Raw genomic sequence first — 21,910 nt, 5'->3', positions numbered from 1 at the left:
TGGAAAAAACATGAAAACAAAGACGTGGTTATTTTCATTGCTTTCGTGTATTGCGGTTTCTTCTGTTTCAGCGCAGAATATTCCGTCGCACGATGCGTATGTGAAGCTTTATGATGATGACGTTTCGCAAAACTTTTGGGAGTATTTTAGGACTTGGGAACCCGGACAGGCATTGTCGGAGGATGAGAATTTCTTTATTTCCCGTGTGCCGTTAAAAAAGCGCTTTGAAAATGCGAATACACAGGTTGATCCTACATTGACGACAGATCGTAAATTTTCGATGTGGACTCCGATGGGAGTTGCCGATACTTATTGGCAGTCGTTGCCTCGTTATGTTTTTGATGGCGATAATTTCAGTATGTGGTCTTATGTCGATTCGCAAGGAGGATGGTCTTTGCCTTGGATTCGTGTTCCGGGTGCATATTTGGATGTAACACATCGGAATGGTGTAGCGAATAGTGGCGGTTTGATCTTTTTCGATTCTTGGGGAGGAGATAATACCAATGCTAACGAGTGTGTGCACATGCTGGTTGAGAAAGAGAACGGTAAATTTAAATATGCCGAAAAGCTTGTGAAATTTATGCGTTATTATGGAGTTGACGGTTTGGGGATCAATCCTGAAGGTACAGTTCCGGATGCATCAGATTTTCAAGATTTTATTATTGAATGCCGTAAAATTGCAAAAGATTTGAATTGGCAGTTCCATATTTATTGGTACGGTACCAGTGCAAATAACGGTGATATGGATTTGGGTTCTGATTTTAATTTCGGTAAACAAGACTGGTTGTGGAAAAATGGCAATCAAGTGACCGACATGTATATGTTGAATTATAGTTGGACTTCTGGTGCTTCAAGTTCTGTGAAGCATGCAAAATCGATCGGAGCAGATCCGTTTACTCTGTATGCCGGTTATGATATTCAGGGAAGTTGGCTCGGCCGTGGATCTTGGAGTGTATTGAAAAATACGGATATGTCGATAGCGTTTTGGGGTAATCATACGACGAATATGATTTATCAGAACTCTTCTGAATTCGGATCGGGAGATGAAGCTGTTCAATATTGTTATTTGGATAAGCAAGAACAAGTATTTTCGGGCGGGTTACGCAATCCGGCCAATCGTCCGAAAATAAAAGATGGAATTTCCAGTGCCAGTGAGGCTGCGATGGAAAGTTTTTGTGGTATTGCCGAATATTTACCTGCTCGCAGCGTATTATCGGAATTGCCTTTTGTGACACGCTTCGGTTTAGGTAATGGTAAGGTTTTCAGAAATGAGGGTAAGGTGACTTTCAATAACAAGTGGTTCAATATCGGTGTGCAGGATTATTTGCCGACATGGCGTTGGTGGATTACCGATGCGAATGGCGATGTTCCGTCAGATGCTATTGATTGCGGGTTTACGTTTGAGGACTCTTGGTATGCCGGTTCTGCATTGAAATTGTCAGGAGCGACTAAAGTTTCTAATATCAGATTGTTCAAAACCAATTTCAATATTGCTAAAGGAGACAAGATATCTATGCGGTATAAGGTAAATAGCGGTACGGAATCTCATTTGAAGCTGATTTGGTCTAAAGTAGGCTCTGAGACTGACTTCCAAACTGCAGAGATTCCGGCTGCTGCAGTGAAAGGAGAATGGACGGAATTCTCAAAAACAGCTAATGCGCTGGGTATGACAGGTAATGTCGCTTGCATTGGTTTGGCTGTTGAAAACACCTCTGCCGATTATGAATTGTTAGTAGGAGAGTTTGCTATTGTCAACAATAATGTAACTCCCCATCCGGTAAAACCGACAATCATTACAGATGAAGATAAGATACTGAAGAAACGCACTTATAATGCGCTTGATTTTAAATTTAGTTGGAAATGTGCAGACCCTAATCCGAGTGATCCGTCTTTGCCTATCTATAATGAAGATGTAGATACGTGGTATTTCGAAGTGTATAGTCAGGCAAAAGGTGAGGAGCCTATTCTTTGCGGAACTACTTCATCTTGGGCTCATTATGTAGTCGGTGCTCCGGTATCTTCGGATAATGCCATATCGGAGTACCGTGTCGGTGTACGGGCTGTTGCGCCTGATGGAAAGACAGCCAGTGATATTGCATGGACTGATTATTTGAATATTCCGGTTACGATGGTTGACGGTATCGAATGCAACAAGGCTGTGATCAAAGCAGGAGAGGAATTTACCGTATCATTGCTCGATCCTAATCAAGAAGAACCGATGTTCTGGGAACTTATCAGTTCGACTACCGGTGAAAATAAAGGAACTTTTGATATGGGGCGCTCATTTACGACATCTCTTTCGGAAGAGGGGTATTATGATGTGAAAATAACAAAACAAGACTTGACCGAATTGACTTATCGGGGATATGTACAAGTATCGCCTGCCGCTACTGGTGCTTTACCGTTGATCGACGATATTACGGCTTCGAAAACAGAGGTAGATCTGAGTCAATCGGATGATCCTGTTACGCTTACATTTACCGGACGTAAAGGTGAAGGTACGGTATCCCGAGGTTTGAAGATAGACGATCCGTATATGTTCCGTATTCCGTCAGAATTCCTTCCTGATAATCAAGGAGCTTATTCTATCGGATTCTGGCTTAAACCCGATAAGTTTTCTCATGCGCAATATGGAACTAATTTAGTAAATCAGAGATCTACATCTCTTAGCTGGCCTAATAATAACTGGGGAGCTTTTTGGGTACATATCTGGCCGAAAACCACAGATAAAAATGATCCTGATGAGGTTTTAATAGAGGACAATATCGTATCGTTTACGATGTATAACAATGAATCTACGATTCCATTTAACGGGAATACCAATAAGCATGAAATACCCAACCTTGCTTGTTGTACTGACGGTACATGGTATAAAACAGAATCTTATAGTCTGACTGCGGGTCAATGGACTCACATCATGATTATGTTCAACGGATCACAACAAAGTATCTATTTTAACGGTAAAAAGGTAGGTTCTTGTGCCGCAAGAGATATCAGTTATGGAGAGGCTCCTATTTATTTCGGCGGATCGAATGTTTATCATTCCGGTTTTACGGGTGTTATAGATGATGTACAGATTTGGCATAAGGCTCTTTCTGACAGTGAAGTGATAGAGGCTATGGGCGGATATGAAAATAAAGATATACCTGCCGGTTTGCAAGGTTATTGGACATTTGAATCGGATACTTATAATGAAGGTGATAAAACTTTTGAAAATAAGGGATTGCTTGCTGCTAAAACAAAAGCTTCTTATATAGAATTTAAAGGTTCGGCCGGTGAAAATACTTCGCTTACCGAGGAAGTTATAATTCCTGCTTCGATTAATATTGAAGGTAATCCGGCACTTTCCGGCTCGATGCCGATTACAACGACCGCCACTTATGAAGTAGAAAATGCTGAAGTCACAAATAATGGTGACGATGCAACTGTTGCTTTTGATACCGATGGTACTTATGATGTTACTCTTACGTTGCAAAATGGTTGGGGTACGGCGACAAAGACAAAAGAGCAATATATCGTAGTTGTAGGTGGTGCTATGGGCGTTGATGAAAATAATGTCGTAGGATCCTTGTCGGTATATCCGAATCCGTTTATTGACAATATAAACTTGCAGTTTGCTGTCGACGGTAATTATCAAGTAGATGTTTTCGATGCGCAGGGTCGTCAGGTAGCGTCTAAAAAATATCAGGCAAGAGCCGGAGAAATCTGTACGATGTCGATGGACAATGCCGCAAAGGGTATTTATTCGGTTGTGATTTCTCAGGATGGGAAACGAGTAAAAGCCTTAAAATTAGTAAAGTAATCTGATCTATAGTTTATTACCTGTGTGTGCATATATGCAGGTAATAAACTCGTATTCATAAGCGGAATAAAATAATTAGATTAAAAAGGAGAGTTGTCCGGTTGTTTTTCGGATGATCGGACAACATCTTCTTATTAAAACTGGATTTGTAAGTTTTGTAAATTAAATCAATAGTGTGGCGGAGGCATTCGTGTTCCGATATGACGAAAATGGAATAATTAAAATCTATAAAATAATAGTATGAAGAAACATTTGTTTGTATTAGGAGTATGTCTCCTGTCATTGTCTATAATTTCGTGCAAACAGCAAAATGCACCGAATACTTATTCTGTTATTCCTTATCCGAACTCATTAGTTCCGGAAGAAGGTTCGTTCGTTTTTAATAAAAAGACAAAAATGATATGCACTTTATCGCTCGATTCGGCATCTCAGGAAGTCGTTCGTAACTTCAGTGCGCTGCTTAACAATGTGGCAGGTCTGAAAACCGAGTGCATAGTTGAAGAAGAGAAAGGTGAAAAGAATATCGTCTTTTTCGATTTAGATACGTCTATTGCTAATGAAGGTTACTCTTTAGATATAGACCCTTCGAAAATTATTATTAAGGCAAGTTCGGCTGCCGGATTCTATTATGCCGTTCAATCATTAAAACAACTGCTTCCCATAGCTGTGTATGGAGATAAAGAGAGTGATTCGGTAGAGAAGTGGGAAGTTCCGTGTGTCCATATCGATGATGCCCCGCGTTTTTCTTACCGGGGAATGCATCTTGATGTAGCACGTCATTTTTTCTCTGTGGATGAAGTAAAAAGATATATAGATTTGCTGGCCATGCATAAGTTGAATGTGTTTCATTGGCATCTTACCGATGATCAGGGCTGGCGTATAGAGATTAAGAAATATCCCAAGCTGACTGAAGTCGGCAGTATTCGCAAACATACGATGGTTGAGAAAAATTTCGATCAATATGATAATACTCCGTATGGGGGATATTATACGCAAGATCAGATTCGGGATATTGTCAATTATGCAAAAGAACGTTTTATTACTATAATTCCGGAAGTCGATCTTCCCGGTCACATGGTGGCTGCTTTGGCTTCTTATCCTTCTTTGGGTTGTACGGGAGGACCGTATGAAGTGCAAGGAATGTGGGGAGTACATCCGGATGTTTTATGTGCCGGAAAAGAAGAGACTTATGAGTTTGTTACGGATGTATTGTCTGAAGTTATAGAATTATTCCCTTCTCGTTATATTCATATAGGGGGAGATGAATGCCCTAAAGACCGTTGGAAAAAGTGTCCGCTTTGTCAGGCGCGCATTCGGAAGTTGGGTTTGAAAACAGATAAGGAACACACGGCTGAAGAACGGTTGCAAAGCTATTTTATGACTCGTGTCGAGAAATTTCTGAATGAAAACGATCGTCAGATCATCGGTTGGGATGAAATTCTTGAAGGGGGTGCTGCTCCTAATGCGACAGTCATGTCGTGGAGAGGTACTGATGGTGGTGTGCAGGCTGCGAAATTGCGTCATAATGTTGTTATGACTCCCAATACTTATCTCTATTTTGATTATTATCAAAGTGAAGATACTCAGGCCGAACCGCTTGCAATAGGCAGTTATGTACCTCTTGAAAGAGTATATGATTTTGAGCCTGTTCCGGATACGTTGGATAATGATTCTAAAAAATATATTCTGGGAGCACAGGCTAATCTTTGGACTGAATATATCTCTGATTTTAAACAGGTCGAGTATATGTTGCTTCCGCGTTTAGATGCTTTGAGTGAGGTACAATGGACTCGGCCGGAGAATAAAAATTGGGTGAATTTTCTCGATCGTCTTCAGCATAATATACAGGTGTATGACTTGAAAGGATATAATTATGGCAAACATATATTCGGTATCAATCCTGAATATAGGATTATTCCGGAAAAGCATTGCATAGAGGTGACTTTGAGAACACAAGGCGATGCTCCGGTTTATTATACACTTGACGGAACGGTGCCGACAGAAAAAAGCACGAGATATACTCAGCCGATCGAGTTGACGGAAAATACCGATCTGAAAGCGATTGTAGTACGTCCGGGAATGAAGACCAATATGTTTGAGAAAGAATATGTATTCAATAAGGCTACGGCACGCAAGATAACGTTGAACAGCGCACCGAATGACCGTTATACGTTTAAGGGAGGTCAGACTCTTGTAGACGGAATGATCGGAGATATGGGTTTTGCTACCGGTCGCTGGATCGGGTTTAGTCCCGGAGATTTGGATGCCGTGATCGATTTAGGTGAGACAACATTTATTTCTAAAGTCGAATTGGGTATTCTATTCGATAAAGATAATTGGATATTCCCTTCCGACCATATTTCGGTATTGGTTTCTCAAGATGGTGTGAAATATAACAGTGTGGCAGATACGGTATTGGTGTTGCCGGATCAGAGTGTGAAGAATGACCGCATGATTCAAGGTGTAGCTTTTGATCCTGTAAATACCCGCTATGTAAAAATTAAGGCTAATAGTGTAAAATCTTTACCTGCATGGCATGGTGCGAAAGGTAAGCCCGGATTTTTATTTGTAGATGAAATAAATATATATTAAGTATTTTATTGAGACGGGTTCTTAGACAAGCTTTTAGAGCTTATTTTAATAATGTTCATAGTTTATGAAACAAATTCTTAATCCGGAAAGTGAGATTTTTCTGAGCAAATAAATTTTCCTCCGGAGAATATTTGGAATTTTCGGTATCTGTCCGAGGTAAACAGGTATAAATGCAAATTGAAATATTCTCCGGAAAAAACAATTCTGGTATGGCGAAAAAGCTGGTATTATTATTTTTTTTATCTCTGTTCTTGTCGCTGCCTTTGAAAGGTCAACGGCAAGAACAGATAACGCTTCAACTTATTCCTTATCCGCAGAAGTTGGTATTCGGTGAGGGGACATTCTTTTCTAAAAATCCGGATGTCGTATTTTCAGGAACATCTTCTGAGGAAGAGAAAATTTTAATGAATGAGTTGCGTTCTTTGTGGAGTACGATTGACCGGAAGAAAAAAGTATCCGGGAAAGATATTATTTATATTCAGAAGATACGAGATGGAGAAGAATCTGTATCCGGCAGTTATAATTTAGAAATCTATCCCGAAAAAATCATTATTTCGGCAAATAATGATGAAGGCTTGTTTTATGGGGTTCAGACTTTGAATCAGATTATGGTGTCTTGTGCCGGTAGTGCGCTCCCTTGTCTGAAAATCGAGGATTATCCCCGATTTCCTTATAGAGGCATGCATCTGGATGTTTCTCGTCATTTTTTCGATACCGAATTTATAAAAAAGCAGTTAGATGTTATTGCCTCATATAAACTCAATCGGTTCCATTGGCACTTGACCGACGGTGCAGGATGGCGGATTCAGATAAAGGAATATCCGCTTTTGACTGAGGTGGCGGCATGGAGACTAGCTCCTACGTGGAAAGAGTGGTGGAACGGAAATCGGCATTATTGTCGGCAGGATGTTCCCGGAGCTTATGGGGGATTTTACACTCGTGAGGATATAAAGGACGTGTTGGAATATGCTCGTTCGAAACACATTACGGTAATACCCGAGATAGAAATGCCGGGACATAGTGAAGAGGTTTTGGCCGTTTATCCCGATTTATCTTGCTCGGGAAAACCATATAAAAACGGAGAGCTTTGTATCGGTAATGAAAATACGTTTAAATTTCTTGAAACCGTATTGGATGAAGTTATTTCGCTTTTTCCTTCGAAATATATTCATATAGGAGGGGACGAGGCAAACAAGGAAGCTTGGAAGAAATGTCCTAAATGTCAGCAAAGAATGAAAGATGAAGGACTGAAGTCTGTCGATGAATTACAGAGTTATCTGGTGCATCGTATAGAAAAGTATCTTAATAGCAAAGGCCGGGAGTTGTTAGGATGGGATGAGATTCTGGACGGCGGACTTTCACCGAATGCTACGGTTATGTCGTGGCGAGGTGAGAAAGGGGGGATTCAGGCTGTAAGAATGGGGCACGATGCGATCATGACCCCTGGAGAATATTGCTATTTCGATGCGTATCAAGATAATCCGTCAGGAGAACCGGAAGCTATCGGCGGATATTTGCCTTTAAAGAAAGTGTATTCTTATAATCCTGTGCCTGATTCTTTAACTTTAGAGGAGAGTAAGCGCATATTGGGTGTACAGGCCAATCTTTGGGTAGAATATATCTCTACGCAAAAACATGTCGAATATATGCTTTATCCTCGTTTGCTCGCACTTTCCGAGGTAGCTTGGAGTAATCTCGAAAATAAATCGTGGACGCGTTTCCGTCTGGCGGCCAATAGACATGTTGCGTGGTTGTGGGACAAGGGGATAAATGCTCATCCTATTGCCAATGGAGTAGTTATGTCTCAGATTGTAGATACTTTGAAGCGTGAAATCCGTGTTTCTTTCGAATGTGACCGTATCCCGTCCGAAATTCGTTATACACTCGACGGGTCAGAACCGACGTTACATTCGACATTATATTCTGTTCCTGTTTCTGTAAAAGATTCGGCCGAGATAACCGTTGCGCTTTTCGGGGAGGGGAAACAGTTGACCCGTTCACAAAAATATAAAGTTTATTATCATAAAGGAATCGGTGCGAAAGTAACTTATAAGTTGCCTTATAGCGATCATTATAAGGCTGCTTGTGAACATACATTAACCGATGGTCATACAGGAGGAAACAGTTACGGAGACGGCAAATGGCAAGGTTTCTCCGGAGATATGGATTGTATCATAGACTTGGGTAAAATTACCGATATTCATACTATCGAAGTTAACTTCATGCAACAGCCCGGTCCTTGGATTTGGTTTCCCGAATGGACCGAAATATGGATCTCTGATGACGGAAAAGAGTATTCTTGTCTGAATCGTATCGATAATCCGGTCGGGCGTGATACGGAAGGCATGATGATCCGAAACTTCGGTTATAACGGATATGCAAAGGCTCGTTATATTCGTTATAAAGCTCATCAAATACCTAAAGAAGGTGCTTATATGTTTATCGATGAAATAAATATACGTTGATAATTCAGGATACTACGATCGATCTTTTCTATGAAAAAACATTTTATGTAGTATGTGTAGTGTTGAACTCCCGGGGCTTGTGAGAATAATTCCCGGGAGTAATTTTTTCTTTATCCCTGTTTTCAAAAATGTACTTACGATTTCTGCAAAAATTTTGAGGAACGGTTTTCGAGAAAGAGTCTCAAAAAGCCCGGATATATGTTTTTTGTGGAAAATTCAGATGGTTTCTAAATAAAAATTTTAGGTTTTGGTGAAAAAAATAAAAAAAGGTGACGTTTTTATGTCCGTTTGTTTGTCTATATATACAAAATAGGAAAATATTTTTCCATTAACCTTGAAGATTTTGACCATGATGGAAGATTTTTTGAAATATCGTATTTTTTTCGTTCCTTATGTCGTCTGCTTATATTTGGGCAGTAGTTTTCGGGTATCGATAAACTTTACCAATCTCTATTTTGCTAAATCTTTTGATATTGATAAACTATGCTATTCTATTGCTTATAGGGTAATAGAAGTAAAAGAATGTTCTTTTTCTTATAATATGTCTTTTTTAAGTAGGGACATTGAAATGAGAGAGAATAAAAGTGCTTTGAAAATATTGCAAAGTCGAAGTTTCCTTAAAAATTAGGACTATTTGATTAATAAATCAATATATCAATGTCTAACTTAAATTTGTTTGAAATGAAAAAACTAAACTTTTTTTTCTTTTTTAGCCTTTTTGCGTTGACGGGGTATTTTGTTCCGGGAATTGCCCAGGATAAAGCTGTTACGAAACAAAGCTCTCCGGTAGCGGTCAGTTCTGCAATTCGTATTCCTCAAATGAGTGGAAATTATCATTACCGTTTCCAGTTTGATGATATGTTGTGTGGAGAACATACGATAGGTACTACGGATAATGATGAGCGGATACGGACATTTACCATGTCAGCGTGGATTAAACCGTCTGTAACTGATGGGGATATAATGGGACATGTTCAGAAAGCATTTTATGTAAATTCTGGTTCGTTTGCGGTAAGATTGACGGGTGGTAAATTAGGCTTATTTAGCCGTTGTTGGAACAATTCGGGATTTGGAGATGATATAAATGTGATGACAGATGTTGCATTGCCGGTCGGAGAATGGGCGTTTGTCAGTGTGGTAGTAGATAATGAAAATAAAACAATGACTTTGTATAAAAACGGGGAGGAAGTGATATCAAAGTCTTTGAACAGAGATGGTTTCCATTTATTGCCCGATGAATCGGTATTTTTTATCGGTTGTATGGATTTTGCAGGAGATATTGAAGATGTACAATTGTGGAATAAGGCATTAGATTCTCAACAGATCAAAGCGTCTCAAACCGGATATACTCAGGCTCCGGAAAATTTGTTATATTATTATAGATTCAATGCGGAAGATACCGATGTGAAACAATTCCCGAATAAGGGAACTGGTGGAGAGTGTTCTTCTGAATTGGTATATGGCAGCCTTAAATATCAGGGAGATCCGTATTGGGCGGATGTATATACTCAAACTCCTCAAGTACCCGAATATGTCCAAGGACATGTTAAGACTCAACATACAGTTACTTATACGGGGATATCCGAAGGTGGAAGTTTTGTTGTTAAGAACGGAGATGCCATAGTAGAAAGTGGCAGTAGCGTAGATGAGGGAGCTTGGCTGACGATAGAAGCTACTCCGGAAGAGAACTATTTGGTTAAAGCAATCAAAGTAAACGGATTAACGATAGAAGGTCAAGGTTTCAATTTGTCGGAAGCCAGCGAGATCACGGTCGAATTTACCAATAAGTTGGTTTACAGGTATTCGTCGGTTGAAGGCGGAACTGTGTCGGCAAGTATAGGGGAGGTATCGTTGGACAATGAAGGTGAGTTCGATAGAGGTAGCGATGTCGTACTGACGGTATTGGCGAATGAACATTACGAGTTATCATCTCTGTTGGTCAACGGAGACGAAAAGAAAGAGTCTTTAGAATCCGGAAAGCTGACGCTAAGCAATGTTCAGGAAAATATAACAGTGTCTGCGGTCTTCACGAAGAAAAAATATTCGGTTACGTTCACGAGTACGGGAGACGGACAATTGGTGTTGAAGAACGGTAGCAGCAGTCTTTCGAGCGGAGCATTGGTTGAATACGGGACAGAGTTGACGGGTAGTTTGGTTTACAGTGATCCGACCCGATTATCGAAATTAACTAACAATGGAGAAAGCATATTGGAGACGGTAGTTAACAAAATGTTTACGATTACGGTAGAAGGACCTGTGGAACTTGTTGCGGAGTTTAAAGGTGCGACCTATAGGGTAACATATCCGACCGAATTGACGGGCGGGAAATTGAAAATCACGAATGATTCTGACGGTAGCGATATTCCTTCGGGAACAGAGTTGCAGAAAAACACTGCCATTACAATTGTAGCGGAAGCTGAATCGGGCTATGAAGTCGGAAGTTTCATGGTTAACGGAGTAGATCGATTGGCCGAATTGTTGGAAAATGGCGGAGAATACTGGATTACGATAGCAGAGGATGTTGAACTGGCTGTGACTTTTACACCGTTGACAGGCATATCCGGAGTTAAATTAACGGAAGTTTATTTTGACCGTGCGACTTCGATACTGCATGCACCGGAAGGGGCAATGTTGCGAGTATATAACATAACAGGGTCTGCAGTATTCGAAGGTCAAGGAACACAGAACTTGCAGAATCTGTCTGTCGGTACTTATATAGCTAAAGTGAAAACGGATAATGTTGTCCGCACGATCAAGTTTATTAAAAAATAAGTTTTAGAGTTTCTCTTTTGTCAGGGGGGAGTGATATCGGATTTCCCGGTTGTCTTCCCCCTTTATTTTTACTCTTAAAGCCTGTCTGGGTTTTACTTGGGTCAGGTTTGGGAATATCTTTCGAGGATATTTTATCGTTTTGCGAGGAGGATAGCGGGCTATTCGGTGAGGATAATATTTTTATCGGAAAATTCAGACCGGATCTTGAATATTTATTTAAAAACTGTTTGATTTTTATGAAAAGAATTTTTACAATTCTTTTTTATTTCATCTCGGATAAAATTTAAAACAGGTTTTTAATCTGTCAATATTTTGTTGTTTTATTGAATAACCTCTTTATTATGAAAAAAACAAAACATCTCATTTTATTTATTTTCTTGTTGTTTGTTCTTCGGTCGTATAGCCAGTCTTATACTGTTTATCCTATACCGCAGAAGATGACTATGGGAAATCAAACTGTAGAATTATCTCCCGTTTTTAATGTAATTATTGAAGACGATATACATACGACGACAATAGACCGGTTGAGAGAAGTAGTTGAGAATGCCGGTTTTACCATGTCGGTCAATGAAGCGGGAACAGCTTCGTCTGTTCAAACCAATATTTGGCTTGGAGTGAATGGTTCGGGAAAGGCTGCGGATCGGGCTTCATCTGTTTCTCGTTCGGTATTTGCCGACGGAAGTAATAAATTCGATCCTTATATATTGGAGGTCAATAAAAACCATCCTTTTGGAGATATCGTTATTTTGGGTAATGATAAAGAATCGGCCTATTACGGTATGGCGACATTGGAGCAGATGTTTGAACAGATGGAGGAAAATAAGTTGACTACCGTTGTTTTCGAAGATTATGCTTATATGGAGTACAGAGGTATTGTAGAGGGTTTTTACGGTTATCCGTACTCTGTGGAAAATCGTTTGAGTTTGTTGGAATATTGTAAACGCTATAAAATGAACCTTTTCGTTTACGGACCTAAGGCCGATCCTTATCATTTGGGATATTGGCGTAGAGATTATCCTACATCGCTTACTCAGGCCGAACAAGAACAAGGAATGATTACTCAAGACGATTTGAGAACGATAGCTGCTAAGGCACAAGCCTGTAACGTTAATTTTGTTTGGGCAGCTCATCCGGCGATGCAGGACGGCATAAGTTTTTCCAGTGAATCGGCAATGGATCCCGGGATAGAGGCGATCATGAATAAATTCGATCATCTCTACGGGTTAGGAGTTCGAGGTTTCGGTGTTTTTATCGATGACATTACTTATACACCGAGTGGAAATATGCAGGCATATTTGGCAGATCAGGTACAAAAGAAATTGAAAGAAAAATATAATACCGTTTCGGCGACAAAAGATGAGATGGTTTGTCCTCTGTTTTTTGTCCCGACAGCTTATGCGCTCAACTATGGCGGCTCTTATTCGTTGAATTCTTTGAAAAGCGTCGATTCGGATGTGGTAATTGCCTTTACAGGATATGATTGTTTTTCGAATATTCGAGGCAGTTCGTGTGCCGATATGGCGGGACGTGTTGGCCGGAATCCGGTAATGTGGTGGAATAATCCGGTGAATGACGATCATGATGAACGAATTTATATGCGTGGAGTGACAGCCCACTGGACTATTGAAGATTCTGAGCCGATACCCTCTTTAAGAGGTTTGATGCTTAATCCGATGGGACAAGCTCAAGCTTCGAAAGTCGCTCTTTTCGGAGGCGCTGATTATGCATGGAATCCGGCTCGTTTTGAAAAAGTTTCTAATTGGGAAGCTTCTATCCGGAGTTTGGTCAAAGACGATGAAGAGTTGAGGAACGCTATGCGGACTTTTGCCATTCATTCTGAATCGGGTATAGAATTGAAAGAAACGGATGAGCTTAAGCCGTTATTCGATACGTTTAAATCATCTTATTCTGCAAGCGGGGAATTGCCTTCTGTTACAGGTCAATTGGTTACTGAAATGCAAAAAATTTATGATGCGTGCGTTCTTTTGCGAACAATGGAGCATAGTGGTGATTCTGATCATGTGTTGTTTTATAAAGAAACGAAATATTGGATAGCTAAATTACAGTCGATGAGTAATATAATATTAAAATCACTCACATTGCTTCAATCAGGGGAGAATAGTCAATGGACTGATTTTTTAGTGGCAAAAGAAGAATATGCCAAGATACATACCGATCCGGATTTTTTTGTCCCTGCATTGGAAGGTTCGGGCACATCGACAGAAAAAAAATCGTATGAGGTAACTCCCTCCGATGTCAATATGATGCCTTTTGCAGACTGGATTATCGGCAAAATTGCAGATAAAGCTCCGGTTTTGCCTGAACGGTCGCGAGATATAGTTATCATTACTAATGTGAAGAATCTTAACGGACCGCAGATAAGCTTAGGAGAATCAAGTGTCGTTTTAGGAAATTTATCCGGAGTTTCTTTAAAAGATGGGGAATATGTAGGAATTTATTTTAATGCGATAAAAAGTGTATCGGTGAACACGCTTCCTGTTTCTATGGCGGAGAAGTTTGCATTCGAATATTCTATTAACGGTAAGGAATGGACTGTGTTTACACCGGATGGTTCTGTTATGGATATGGCATATATTCGGATTCATAATAATAGCGGGAAAGTGCAGGAAATTCCGGAGAATGAATTTACGATGTCCGTGTCCGGGACGACTCCGGGGACTGTAACCGCAACAACCAACATGAGTGTCTATAGCACATATTCTGTAACGAATGTGATCGATGGTGATGTCGATACTTATTTTTGGAAAGACGGCGCTCAAGCTGTCGGTGATTATATTACACTCGATTACGGAGGAACAGTTCCGTTTTTCGATATAACATTGACATTTACTTCGAATGATCGTCCGACAGGCAGCGGTGTGGTAGAAATATCCGGTGATGGGCAGAGCTGGACGGAAGTGTCGACTTTTACTGCATCGGAAATAGAAGCTAATAATTCGGTGTTCTCTTGTAATGCCGACGGGAAGTACGGACGTTATGTCAGGATGCGGTTGACTTCTGTTTCTTTGAATAATTGGTTGCAGGTTGCTGAGTTTTCTGCATCTGTCTCAGGAACTACGCCGGTTGCAAGTGATCAAGATGGGAATCCGATATCCGTATTGGATGATCGTTCGCTGATGAACGGATATAAGTCGGATAAAGCAGGACACTTGATTTATCGTTTTACTGAGAATATATTGATCCAAAAGGTAAAGATTTACCATTATACTCAATTTACAACCGCAGCGGATAAGCCGTCGATTCAAGTCCTGGCAGATGGTGAATGGGTGGATAAAGGATTTTTGGATGATTATTGTACGGAGGTAGATGTAAGCGATTTGGATAATATATCTCAGCTTAAAATTATTTGGAACGAATCGAATATACCGACTTTATATGAAGTATTGCCGGAAGGACTTCCTTATAATGAAGGAGGTGAAGTTGTTACCCATTTTGTCGTTTCTTTTGAACAACCTGCGCATGGAAAAATTTCAGTAATGGCAGGTGATATGCCAATAGATTCGGGAAGCAGTGTAGAACACGACACAGAAATAACTATTTCGGTAAGTGCTGATGAAAACTATGAATTAACTGCATTTACGGTTAATGGAGAAAATCGGATGGGAAGTCTTCATGAAGGAGTTTATACGATGACAGTGACAGAAGCTGTAACTATTGCGGCTGAGTGTAGCGAAAGAATACCGGTTATTGCTGGTTCTGCAATCCGTATTCCTCAGACAGACGGAAATAATCATTATCGCTTCCAGTTTGACGATAAATTATGTGGAAACCATACGGTAGATTCTCAAGTCGGAGATGAGCGCATACGCACTTTTACGATGTCCGTATGGGTAAACCCGTCGGTAAGCAACGGAGATATAATGGGTGCCGTACAGTCGGCATTTTATGTTGGATCAGGTTCTTTTGCCGTGCGTTTGACTAATGGTAAATTAGGCTTTTTTACACGTTGTTACGGTAATGGCGGCTACGGTGATGATGTAACGGTTACGACAGATGTGGCACTGCCGATCGGAGAATGGGCATTTGTAAGTTTAGTAATAGATAGTGAAAATAAAACCATAACCTTGTATAAGAATGGAGAAGAAGTGGCATCCGAAATATTGAATCGAGAAGGATTCCGTCTGTTACCCGATGAGACTGTATTTTTTGTCGGATGTATGGATTTTGCCGGAGATATCGAGGATGTTCAACTATGGAATGTTGCTTTAACACCTGAGCAGATCAAGTCTTCTCAAGCAGGATATGCCCGAATTCCCGAAAACTTGTTGTATTATTATAAATTCAGTTCTTCGGATGTCGGTTTGACAGAATTTCAAAACAAAGGTGCGGGAGGCGATTGTGCTGCTTATTTGATGAAAGGGACGATTCAGGAATTGAGTTGGGTAACTTATTATCAGAATACGACTTCTCAAGTGCCGGAATATGTTCAGGGTCATAATCAAAATTTGTATAAAGTAACTTATCCGGAAAGTTTAACCGGAGGGTATCTTGATGTCAGAAACGAAAGAGATGATTGTAGTGTCATTTCCGGAACGGAATTATCAGAGAATACGGTTATAATAATCGAACCGATAGCTGACCCGGGATATGAAGTAGGCTCATTTACTGTTAATGATGAAGATTGCCTTTCTGATCTATTAAATAACGGGGGCAAATATCAGATTACGGTTACTGAAGATGTAAACATAGCGATAACCTTTACATATTTAGACGGAGTTCGGGATGAAAAGACCCCGATATCTTACTTTAACCGTTCTACTTCGGTTTTGCATGTTCCGTTAGAAGCAAAAGTAAAAGTTTATGATATTACCGGCTCGTTGGTGTTTGAAGGAATGGGAACACAAAATCTGGTAGAGCTTTTAGCCGGTAGTTATATCGCAAAAATAGAAACTGATAAAGGTTTTTGTACGATCAAGTTTATCAAAAAGTAAAGAGATTTGAGGTTTGTTTTTTCATTTAGAAAGATACCCCTTATAGAGAAAAGAGTTTTTATAAGGGGTATTTTTCAATAAAAAATAAGAAAATGGGAAAAAACTTATTGATATTTTTTTTGTTATTTCTGGGTACTCTGTTTACCGGGTTGAAAGCTCAAGAGTATATAACAGATAATCCTTTTGAGACGATGATTAGGCTGGGTTCTATGAATGTTAAGAACCCGATTTATCAAATGCCTTCTGGTCAGGCCGGGAGTGCATATATCGTTTCTGCTATTACATCCGGAAATGCCGTTCGTTATCCTTTAGGCTATACCGTTACCTCTGCACCTGATAGACATTTTATAATTGTTTCTAAAGCTACTACTTTGGTGGAGAAAGAGCGCCAGTTCGATTTAATTATTGAGGAAAATGTATCTATCTCCGGACAATTTGTTACTATTTATACAGATTGGGATCGTGACGGTGTCTTTGTTAGTCAAGATCACTCCTCTTTAAGTATGAGAGATAAGGGGTTTACTGTTTCTTTTCAAGTTCCTGCTGATGCAGAATTGGGAAAAGCCCGGATACGTGTAAGATTAGACTCGTCCCGGCCTTCAGGATCGGATGTTGCAGTTTCTGGAGGACGTGTGTATGATTTTGTCGTTTATGTTATGGATAAGACTGACCGAGAAGATTGTTATATAAGTGTTTCTTCCAGTGATGAGAAATTAGGTACGGCGGTTATTGAGACAGTTGCTAATATAGATGGCAGGTATGATAAAGGCTCTTCAGTCACGGTGAAGGCCGGACACTCTTCTTCTTCTGCAAATTTTGAAGGGTGGAAAGTTGGACAAGATATTATAAGCCGAGATCAGACATACACCTTTACGGTAAATGAGAGCATGCATATTATTGCTGTTTTTTCTACCATAGAGCCCGAATTATCGGCTACTCAAACAAATACCGAAGCAGATCCGGTATGGTATCAGATCAAAAATGCTTATACGGCTACGGAGCGGGCAGACCCTTATATCGCTTATGATGAAAATCTTACGGGCGAATGTACCTCTAATTTATGTGCCGAACGTCCGGCTGATATAAGCAATAAATTTTTATGGAGGTTAGAATCTGTTCCTGAAAATAAGGTCAAGATTATTAATAAAATCAGTATGAAACAGATTTACGGTTTTGGGGGGGAAAACGCAAGAATTGACTGCTTTTTCATTGAAGCTTTATGATGGATATTGATTTTTTTAATTTCATAAAACGAAGAGATACCGATGAATTCAAAGTGTTTTTTATATCTGTCCGGCAGTTTGTTATTTCCGTCTTCTTTATGTAAAGCACAAGTGAAAGATGCCGTTGCGACTACTGACCGTCCTAATGTGATTTACTTATTATGCGACGATATGGGTTACAGCGATATAGAGGCCTACGGGCAGCAAATGATTTCAACTCCGAATCTGACGAGACTCGTACAGCAGGGAATGAGTTTCACTCAATTTTATGCAAGTACGGCTGTAAGTGCTCCTTCCCGGGCATCTTTAATGACGGGACAGCATACAGGACATACCAAAATTCGTGGAAATAGAGAGATACAACCTGAAGGTCAGGAGCCTCTTGATCCGAAAGTGAAAACATTAGGAAATCTTTTTCAAGAAAACGGATATGTCACAGGTTGTTTCGGTAAGTGGGGAATGGGATATCCCGGATCGGGAGGAGAAGCAAATGATATGGGATTTGATGTTTTTTACGGGTATAACTGTCAACGTAAAGCTCATAAATATTATCCTGATTATTTGTGGAATAATAAAACGAAGGAATACCAAGAAGGACGTTATTCGCAGGATGCGATTCACGAGCATGCACTTAAATTTATCAGAGATAATAAGGACAAGGCATTTTTCGGATATTTTACTTATACGATACCTCATGCTGAGTTGACACAGCCTCAGGACAGTATTGTGGAAATGTATAGAAATAAGTTTTATGAGCCTAAGCCTTTTTATTCTGATGGCGATTACGGTACGGCTTTAAATCCCCGCACACAATTTGCCGCGATGATTACCCGTTTGGATACTTATGTTGGGCAGATAATCAAAGAACTTGAACGACAAGGTATTGCCGATAGAACTTTATTCATTTTCACTAGTGATAACGGTCCTCATCAGGAGGGTGGTGCCGATCCTTATTTCTTTAATACAGAAGCACGTTTGAAAGGGCTTAAAAGAGCTCTTTACGAAGGAGGTATGCGAGTACCTTATATTGCTTATTGGCCTGGGAAAATTCAACCCGGTAGTATAAGTCATATTCAGGCTGCCGGATGGGATATGATGCCTACTTTTGTAGATTTGTTAGGTGTTGATTCGAATTGGAGAGCAGAAACAATGGATGGTATTTCTATTTTGCCTACTTTATTGAGTAGAGGGGAGCAGCCGTTACACGAATTTCTGTATTGGGAATTCCATGAAGAAGGTGGGCGTCAGGCCGTACGTGCCGGAGATTGGAAACTTATTCGCCAACAGATCAGTTCGGGAAATCCGACACATGAGTTGTATAATATAGCTGAAGATCCTCATGAAGATAATAATATTGCTGCTCAATATCCTGAAAAAGTGGAAGAGTTGAAAGCAATTATGGATCGTGAGCACGAGCCTTCTTCGTTATTTAATTTCGGTATAGATGCGGATATATAATTTTTTATCGGAAAATTTAGACAGACCTTGAGTCGATAACATGATTCGCAAAGTTTGGGCAGTGACAGCCAATAGAGGGTAAAATGTATCGACAGTATAGATATTAAAGAAAACTCCTGATAAGTTTACTTATCAGGAGTTTTTGATTTACGATTAAAATAAAAAATGGTTGTCTCACGACAACCAATCTTTGTAAACCTTAAATCTAATACTATGAAAAAACATATCGCAAATATAGTTATAGAAAATGTATCTTACAAATACTGTTATAATAAAAAATTGCATATTAACAAAATTTATACATATATCCTTGCTATCAGTGAATACAAGTATCGTTTTTGAATTTATTTTGGTAATCTTTTTTGAAAGAACTTCTTAAAAAACAATATTTGATAGTCAATGGAATTCCCCCAATATTGAGAATTATGTTCACCGGGACGGACAATATAGTCATGTGCGATACCCTGTTTTAATAGGGTATTATGGAGATTATTATTTACTTCAAAAAAGAAATCTTTAAATCCGCAATCAAAAATAATGGCGAGTTTTCCGTCTTGTAATTTATTTATTTGATTGATGACCGTGTGATTGTCCCATATTTCTTTGTTATTTATATATTCACCTAACTGTTTTTTCATATCCCAATTGTCAGGAAAAGGGCGAATATCTACTCCCCCGCTGGTGCTTCCGGCAGCTCCGAATATATCTTGATGACGAATAGCCAACCATAAAGCTCCGTGTCCTCCCATACTTAAGCCAGTGATCGCCCTGCCTGTTCTATCGTTGCGAGTAGAAAAATTTTTATCGACATAAGAGACCAGTTCTTTTGATATGAATGTTTCGAATTGCGACTCTTTATTAAACGGGCTATCCCAGTACCAACTGTTTTCTCCGTTAGGACAGACAAAAATTATGCTGTCTTGCGTAGCTGTTTGCGAAAGATCTTTCTTTATATCTGGCCATGTGTTTTGATTTCCTCCATATCCGTGCAATAAGTAAATGACCGGATAAGTTGCAGACGGATTATAGTTTGTAGGGGTAATGATTACGCAAGGGATGTCCTTATTCATCGCATCGCTTTTTACCTTTGTTTTGATTATTTCTGCCTGTGATGAGAATACACAAAAAATAAAGAGCAAGAAACTTAAAGTCTTTTTCATAATCATATCGGAAAAATAAATTAGAGACGTTATTAACGTTTAATATAACGAAGTATAAAATCTAAGTTATCATGTAATAGTTCGTAGCCTTTTTCTCCGTTGAATCTTAATTCGGGGACTTTACCTTTTTGCACGGCATTTTCCATAAAGGAGACCCCTAATTCATCGCTCAATACGGCTATCCATGCGGTTTCTTCAGGAGTTAACGGCATTTCACCCTCTCCGAGGTTGGTATCTTCCAGTATATCTTTCAAGATAATTTCTTGTTCATTCTCGGGTAAGTCTGTTTTTTCTTCGAAGATGTGCGATTCTTCTTCTGCCCTTTTATCGATTTCTTCTGTTAAATCTTCCGATTTGGGATAAGTATTTACCAATCCCATAATCCACCATTCATTTTGCCAACGTACAAATCCTGCATACAGACTTGTTTTGTCGCTTTTCATGTCTTCGGGAAATCCTTTTAAAGATTTTTGTGTGACTTCGATAATTTCGCCGGTAATGATATGCCGGAAACGAGCATTATATTTGTCTTCGTCGACAAAATCGAAATAACCTGAATATTTACGGGATAAATTTTTTAAAGCTTCATGTGCTGGGTGTTCTTCTCCTAAAAGAATAGCAAGCCATTGAGCAGGAGAGTGTTGCATAAATTCTGTGATCAGGTTATATGCAAAATCATTACACAAGACATTTACCATATCCGGAAGATATTCTTCTGTCCCGTCTTCCTTTGCTGTTGTTACCATGTCGTCTATTTCTTCCTGCATCTGTCTGCCATTGAATTGGAAAAGATAGGATTCGGTTGCTAACCATGCGAAACGTGCTTGTAAAGAATATAAGTTGGTACACTCTTTTGGAGATAGGTCAAAAAATCCTTTTAATTTTTCGTTTGCCGGAGCAGATTCGTATTCTTCGTCCAGAATTTCCATGACCTTTTCTGCTATCCGGGAAAAAAGAGGAGTTTCGGGAGAATAGGGGATTTCTCCTCTGTTTAATTGCATGAAATAGTGCCATGTCAGAAATTGTATATCCTCTGTGTTGATCTCTTCATTTGCATAATCGTTGCATGGAAAAAACGGAAGGGGAGAATTGTATTTCCGGTAATGTTCTTTGGTAAATGCTCTGAAGATACCGGTTTCTGAAATAATATCTTCGAAATATGAGGTAAGGGTACAAGCCAGTTGCTTTTTTTCTTCTTCTTCCAGATAAAAAAGATTTTCATCTGATATTTCGTTTTCCAGTAGATTATCAAGTACGGTATAGATTTTATTTGCAATTGTCGTATAATAAAAATCTGTACGGGCTGATCCTTGATAAGGATGTAAGGATGCCCAGTCTTTACTGTATATTGTTTGTTTTTTCTTTGCCATGAAGTTTGTTTTTGATTTACAAACTTACGGATTAATAGTTAATTCGGCAATGATTCGGGGTATGTTCTATCTGTTTTCATCACATTTTCTTTACTTTTGTCGTCAGGTTTAAAAGT

At 39.4% G+C, this 21,910-nt stretch carries 9 protein-coding genes; 7 read left to right on the top strand and 2 right to left on the bottom strand.

All coding sequences use genetic code 11. The features are described 5' to 3' along the window. The first annotated feature begins 10 nt into the window (after positions 1–10). The 7 genes from QUE35_RS05515 to QUE35_RS05485 all read left to right on the top strand — a co-directional run bounded on the left by QUE35_RS05515 (position 11) and on the right by QUE35_RS05485 (position 19,264). Complete coding sequence (locus QUE35_RS05515) at positions 11–3,802, top strand: endo-beta-N-acetylglucosaminidase (RefSeq protein WP_022601986.1); 3,792 nt, start codon at positions 11–13, stop codon at positions 3,800–3,802. A gap of 240 nt (positions 3,803–4,042) precedes the next feature. After that, the gene (locus QUE35_RS05510) at positions 4,043–6,394 is read left to right on the top strand and encodes a glycoside hydrolase family 20 protein (protein WP_031258804.1); all 2,352 of its coding nucleotides are present in this window, start codon (positions 4,043–4,045) and stop codon (positions 6,392–6,394) included. A gap of 209 nt (positions 6,395–6,603) precedes the next feature. After that, positions 6,604–8,859 carry a beta-N-acetylhexosaminidase gene (locus QUE35_RS05505; RefSeq protein WP_031258803.1) on the top strand — a complete coding sequence of 752 codons (2,256 nt, stop codon included), beginning with the start codon at positions 6,604–6,606 and terminating at the stop codon, positions 8,857–8,859. 681 nt (positions 8,860–9,540) lie between these two features. Then, a complete protein-coding gene (locus QUE35_RS05500; RefSeq protein ID WP_022601976.1) occupies positions 9,541–11,631 on the top strand; it encodes a LamG-like jellyroll fold domain-containing protein in 2,091 nt (696 codons plus the stop codon). Positions 11,632–11,972: 341 nt separating this feature from the next. Next, the gene (locus QUE35_RS05495) at positions 11,973–16,583 is read left to right on the top strand and encodes a beta-N-acetylglucosaminidase domain-containing protein (protein ID WP_022601973.1); all 4,611 of its coding nucleotides are present in this window, start codon (positions 11,973–11,975) and stop codon (positions 16,581–16,583) included. A 92-nt stretch (positions 16,584–16,675) separates the two neighbouring features. Further along, positions 16,676–17,806 carry a GEVED domain-containing protein gene (locus QUE35_RS05490; RefSeq protein WP_022601972.1) on the top strand — a complete coding sequence of 377 codons (1,131 nt, stop codon included), beginning with the start codon at positions 16,676–16,678 and terminating at the stop codon, positions 17,804–17,806. A 42-nt stretch (positions 17,807–17,848) separates the two neighbouring features. Further along, a complete protein-coding gene (locus QUE35_RS05485) occupies positions 17,849–19,264 on the top strand; it encodes an arylsulfatase (protein ID WP_022601971.1) in 1,416 nt (471 codons plus the stop codon). Positions 19,265–19,608: 344 nt separating this feature from the next. Here QUE35_RS05485 and QUE35_RS05480 read toward each other — a convergent pair whose 3' ends face one another. Both QUE35_RS05480 and QUE35_RS05475 read right to left on the bottom strand, forming a co-directional pair. Next, complete coding sequence (locus QUE35_RS05480) at positions 19,609–20,424, bottom strand: alpha/beta hydrolase (protein ID WP_022601969.1); 816 nt, start codon at positions 20,422–20,424, stop codon at positions 19,609–19,611. 32 nt (positions 20,425–20,456) lie between these two features. Beyond that, positions 20,457–21,794: a DUF3843 family protein gene (locus tag QUE35_RS05475; protein WP_022601968.1), complete on the bottom strand. Its 1,338-nt coding sequence runs from the start codon at positions 21,792–21,794 to the stop codon at positions 20,457–20,459. Positions 21,795–21,910: the final 116 nt, after the last annotated feature.

This window comes from Coprobacter fastidiosus (assembly GCF_030296935.1).
In the GTDB taxonomy this organism is placed as follows: Bacteria; Bacteroidota; Bacteroidia; order Bacteroidales; family Coprobacteraceae; genus Coprobacter; species Coprobacter fastidiosus.
The sequence above is the reverse complement of the archived record's forward strand: the minus strand, read 5'-3'. Positions and strand labels throughout refer to the sequence as shown.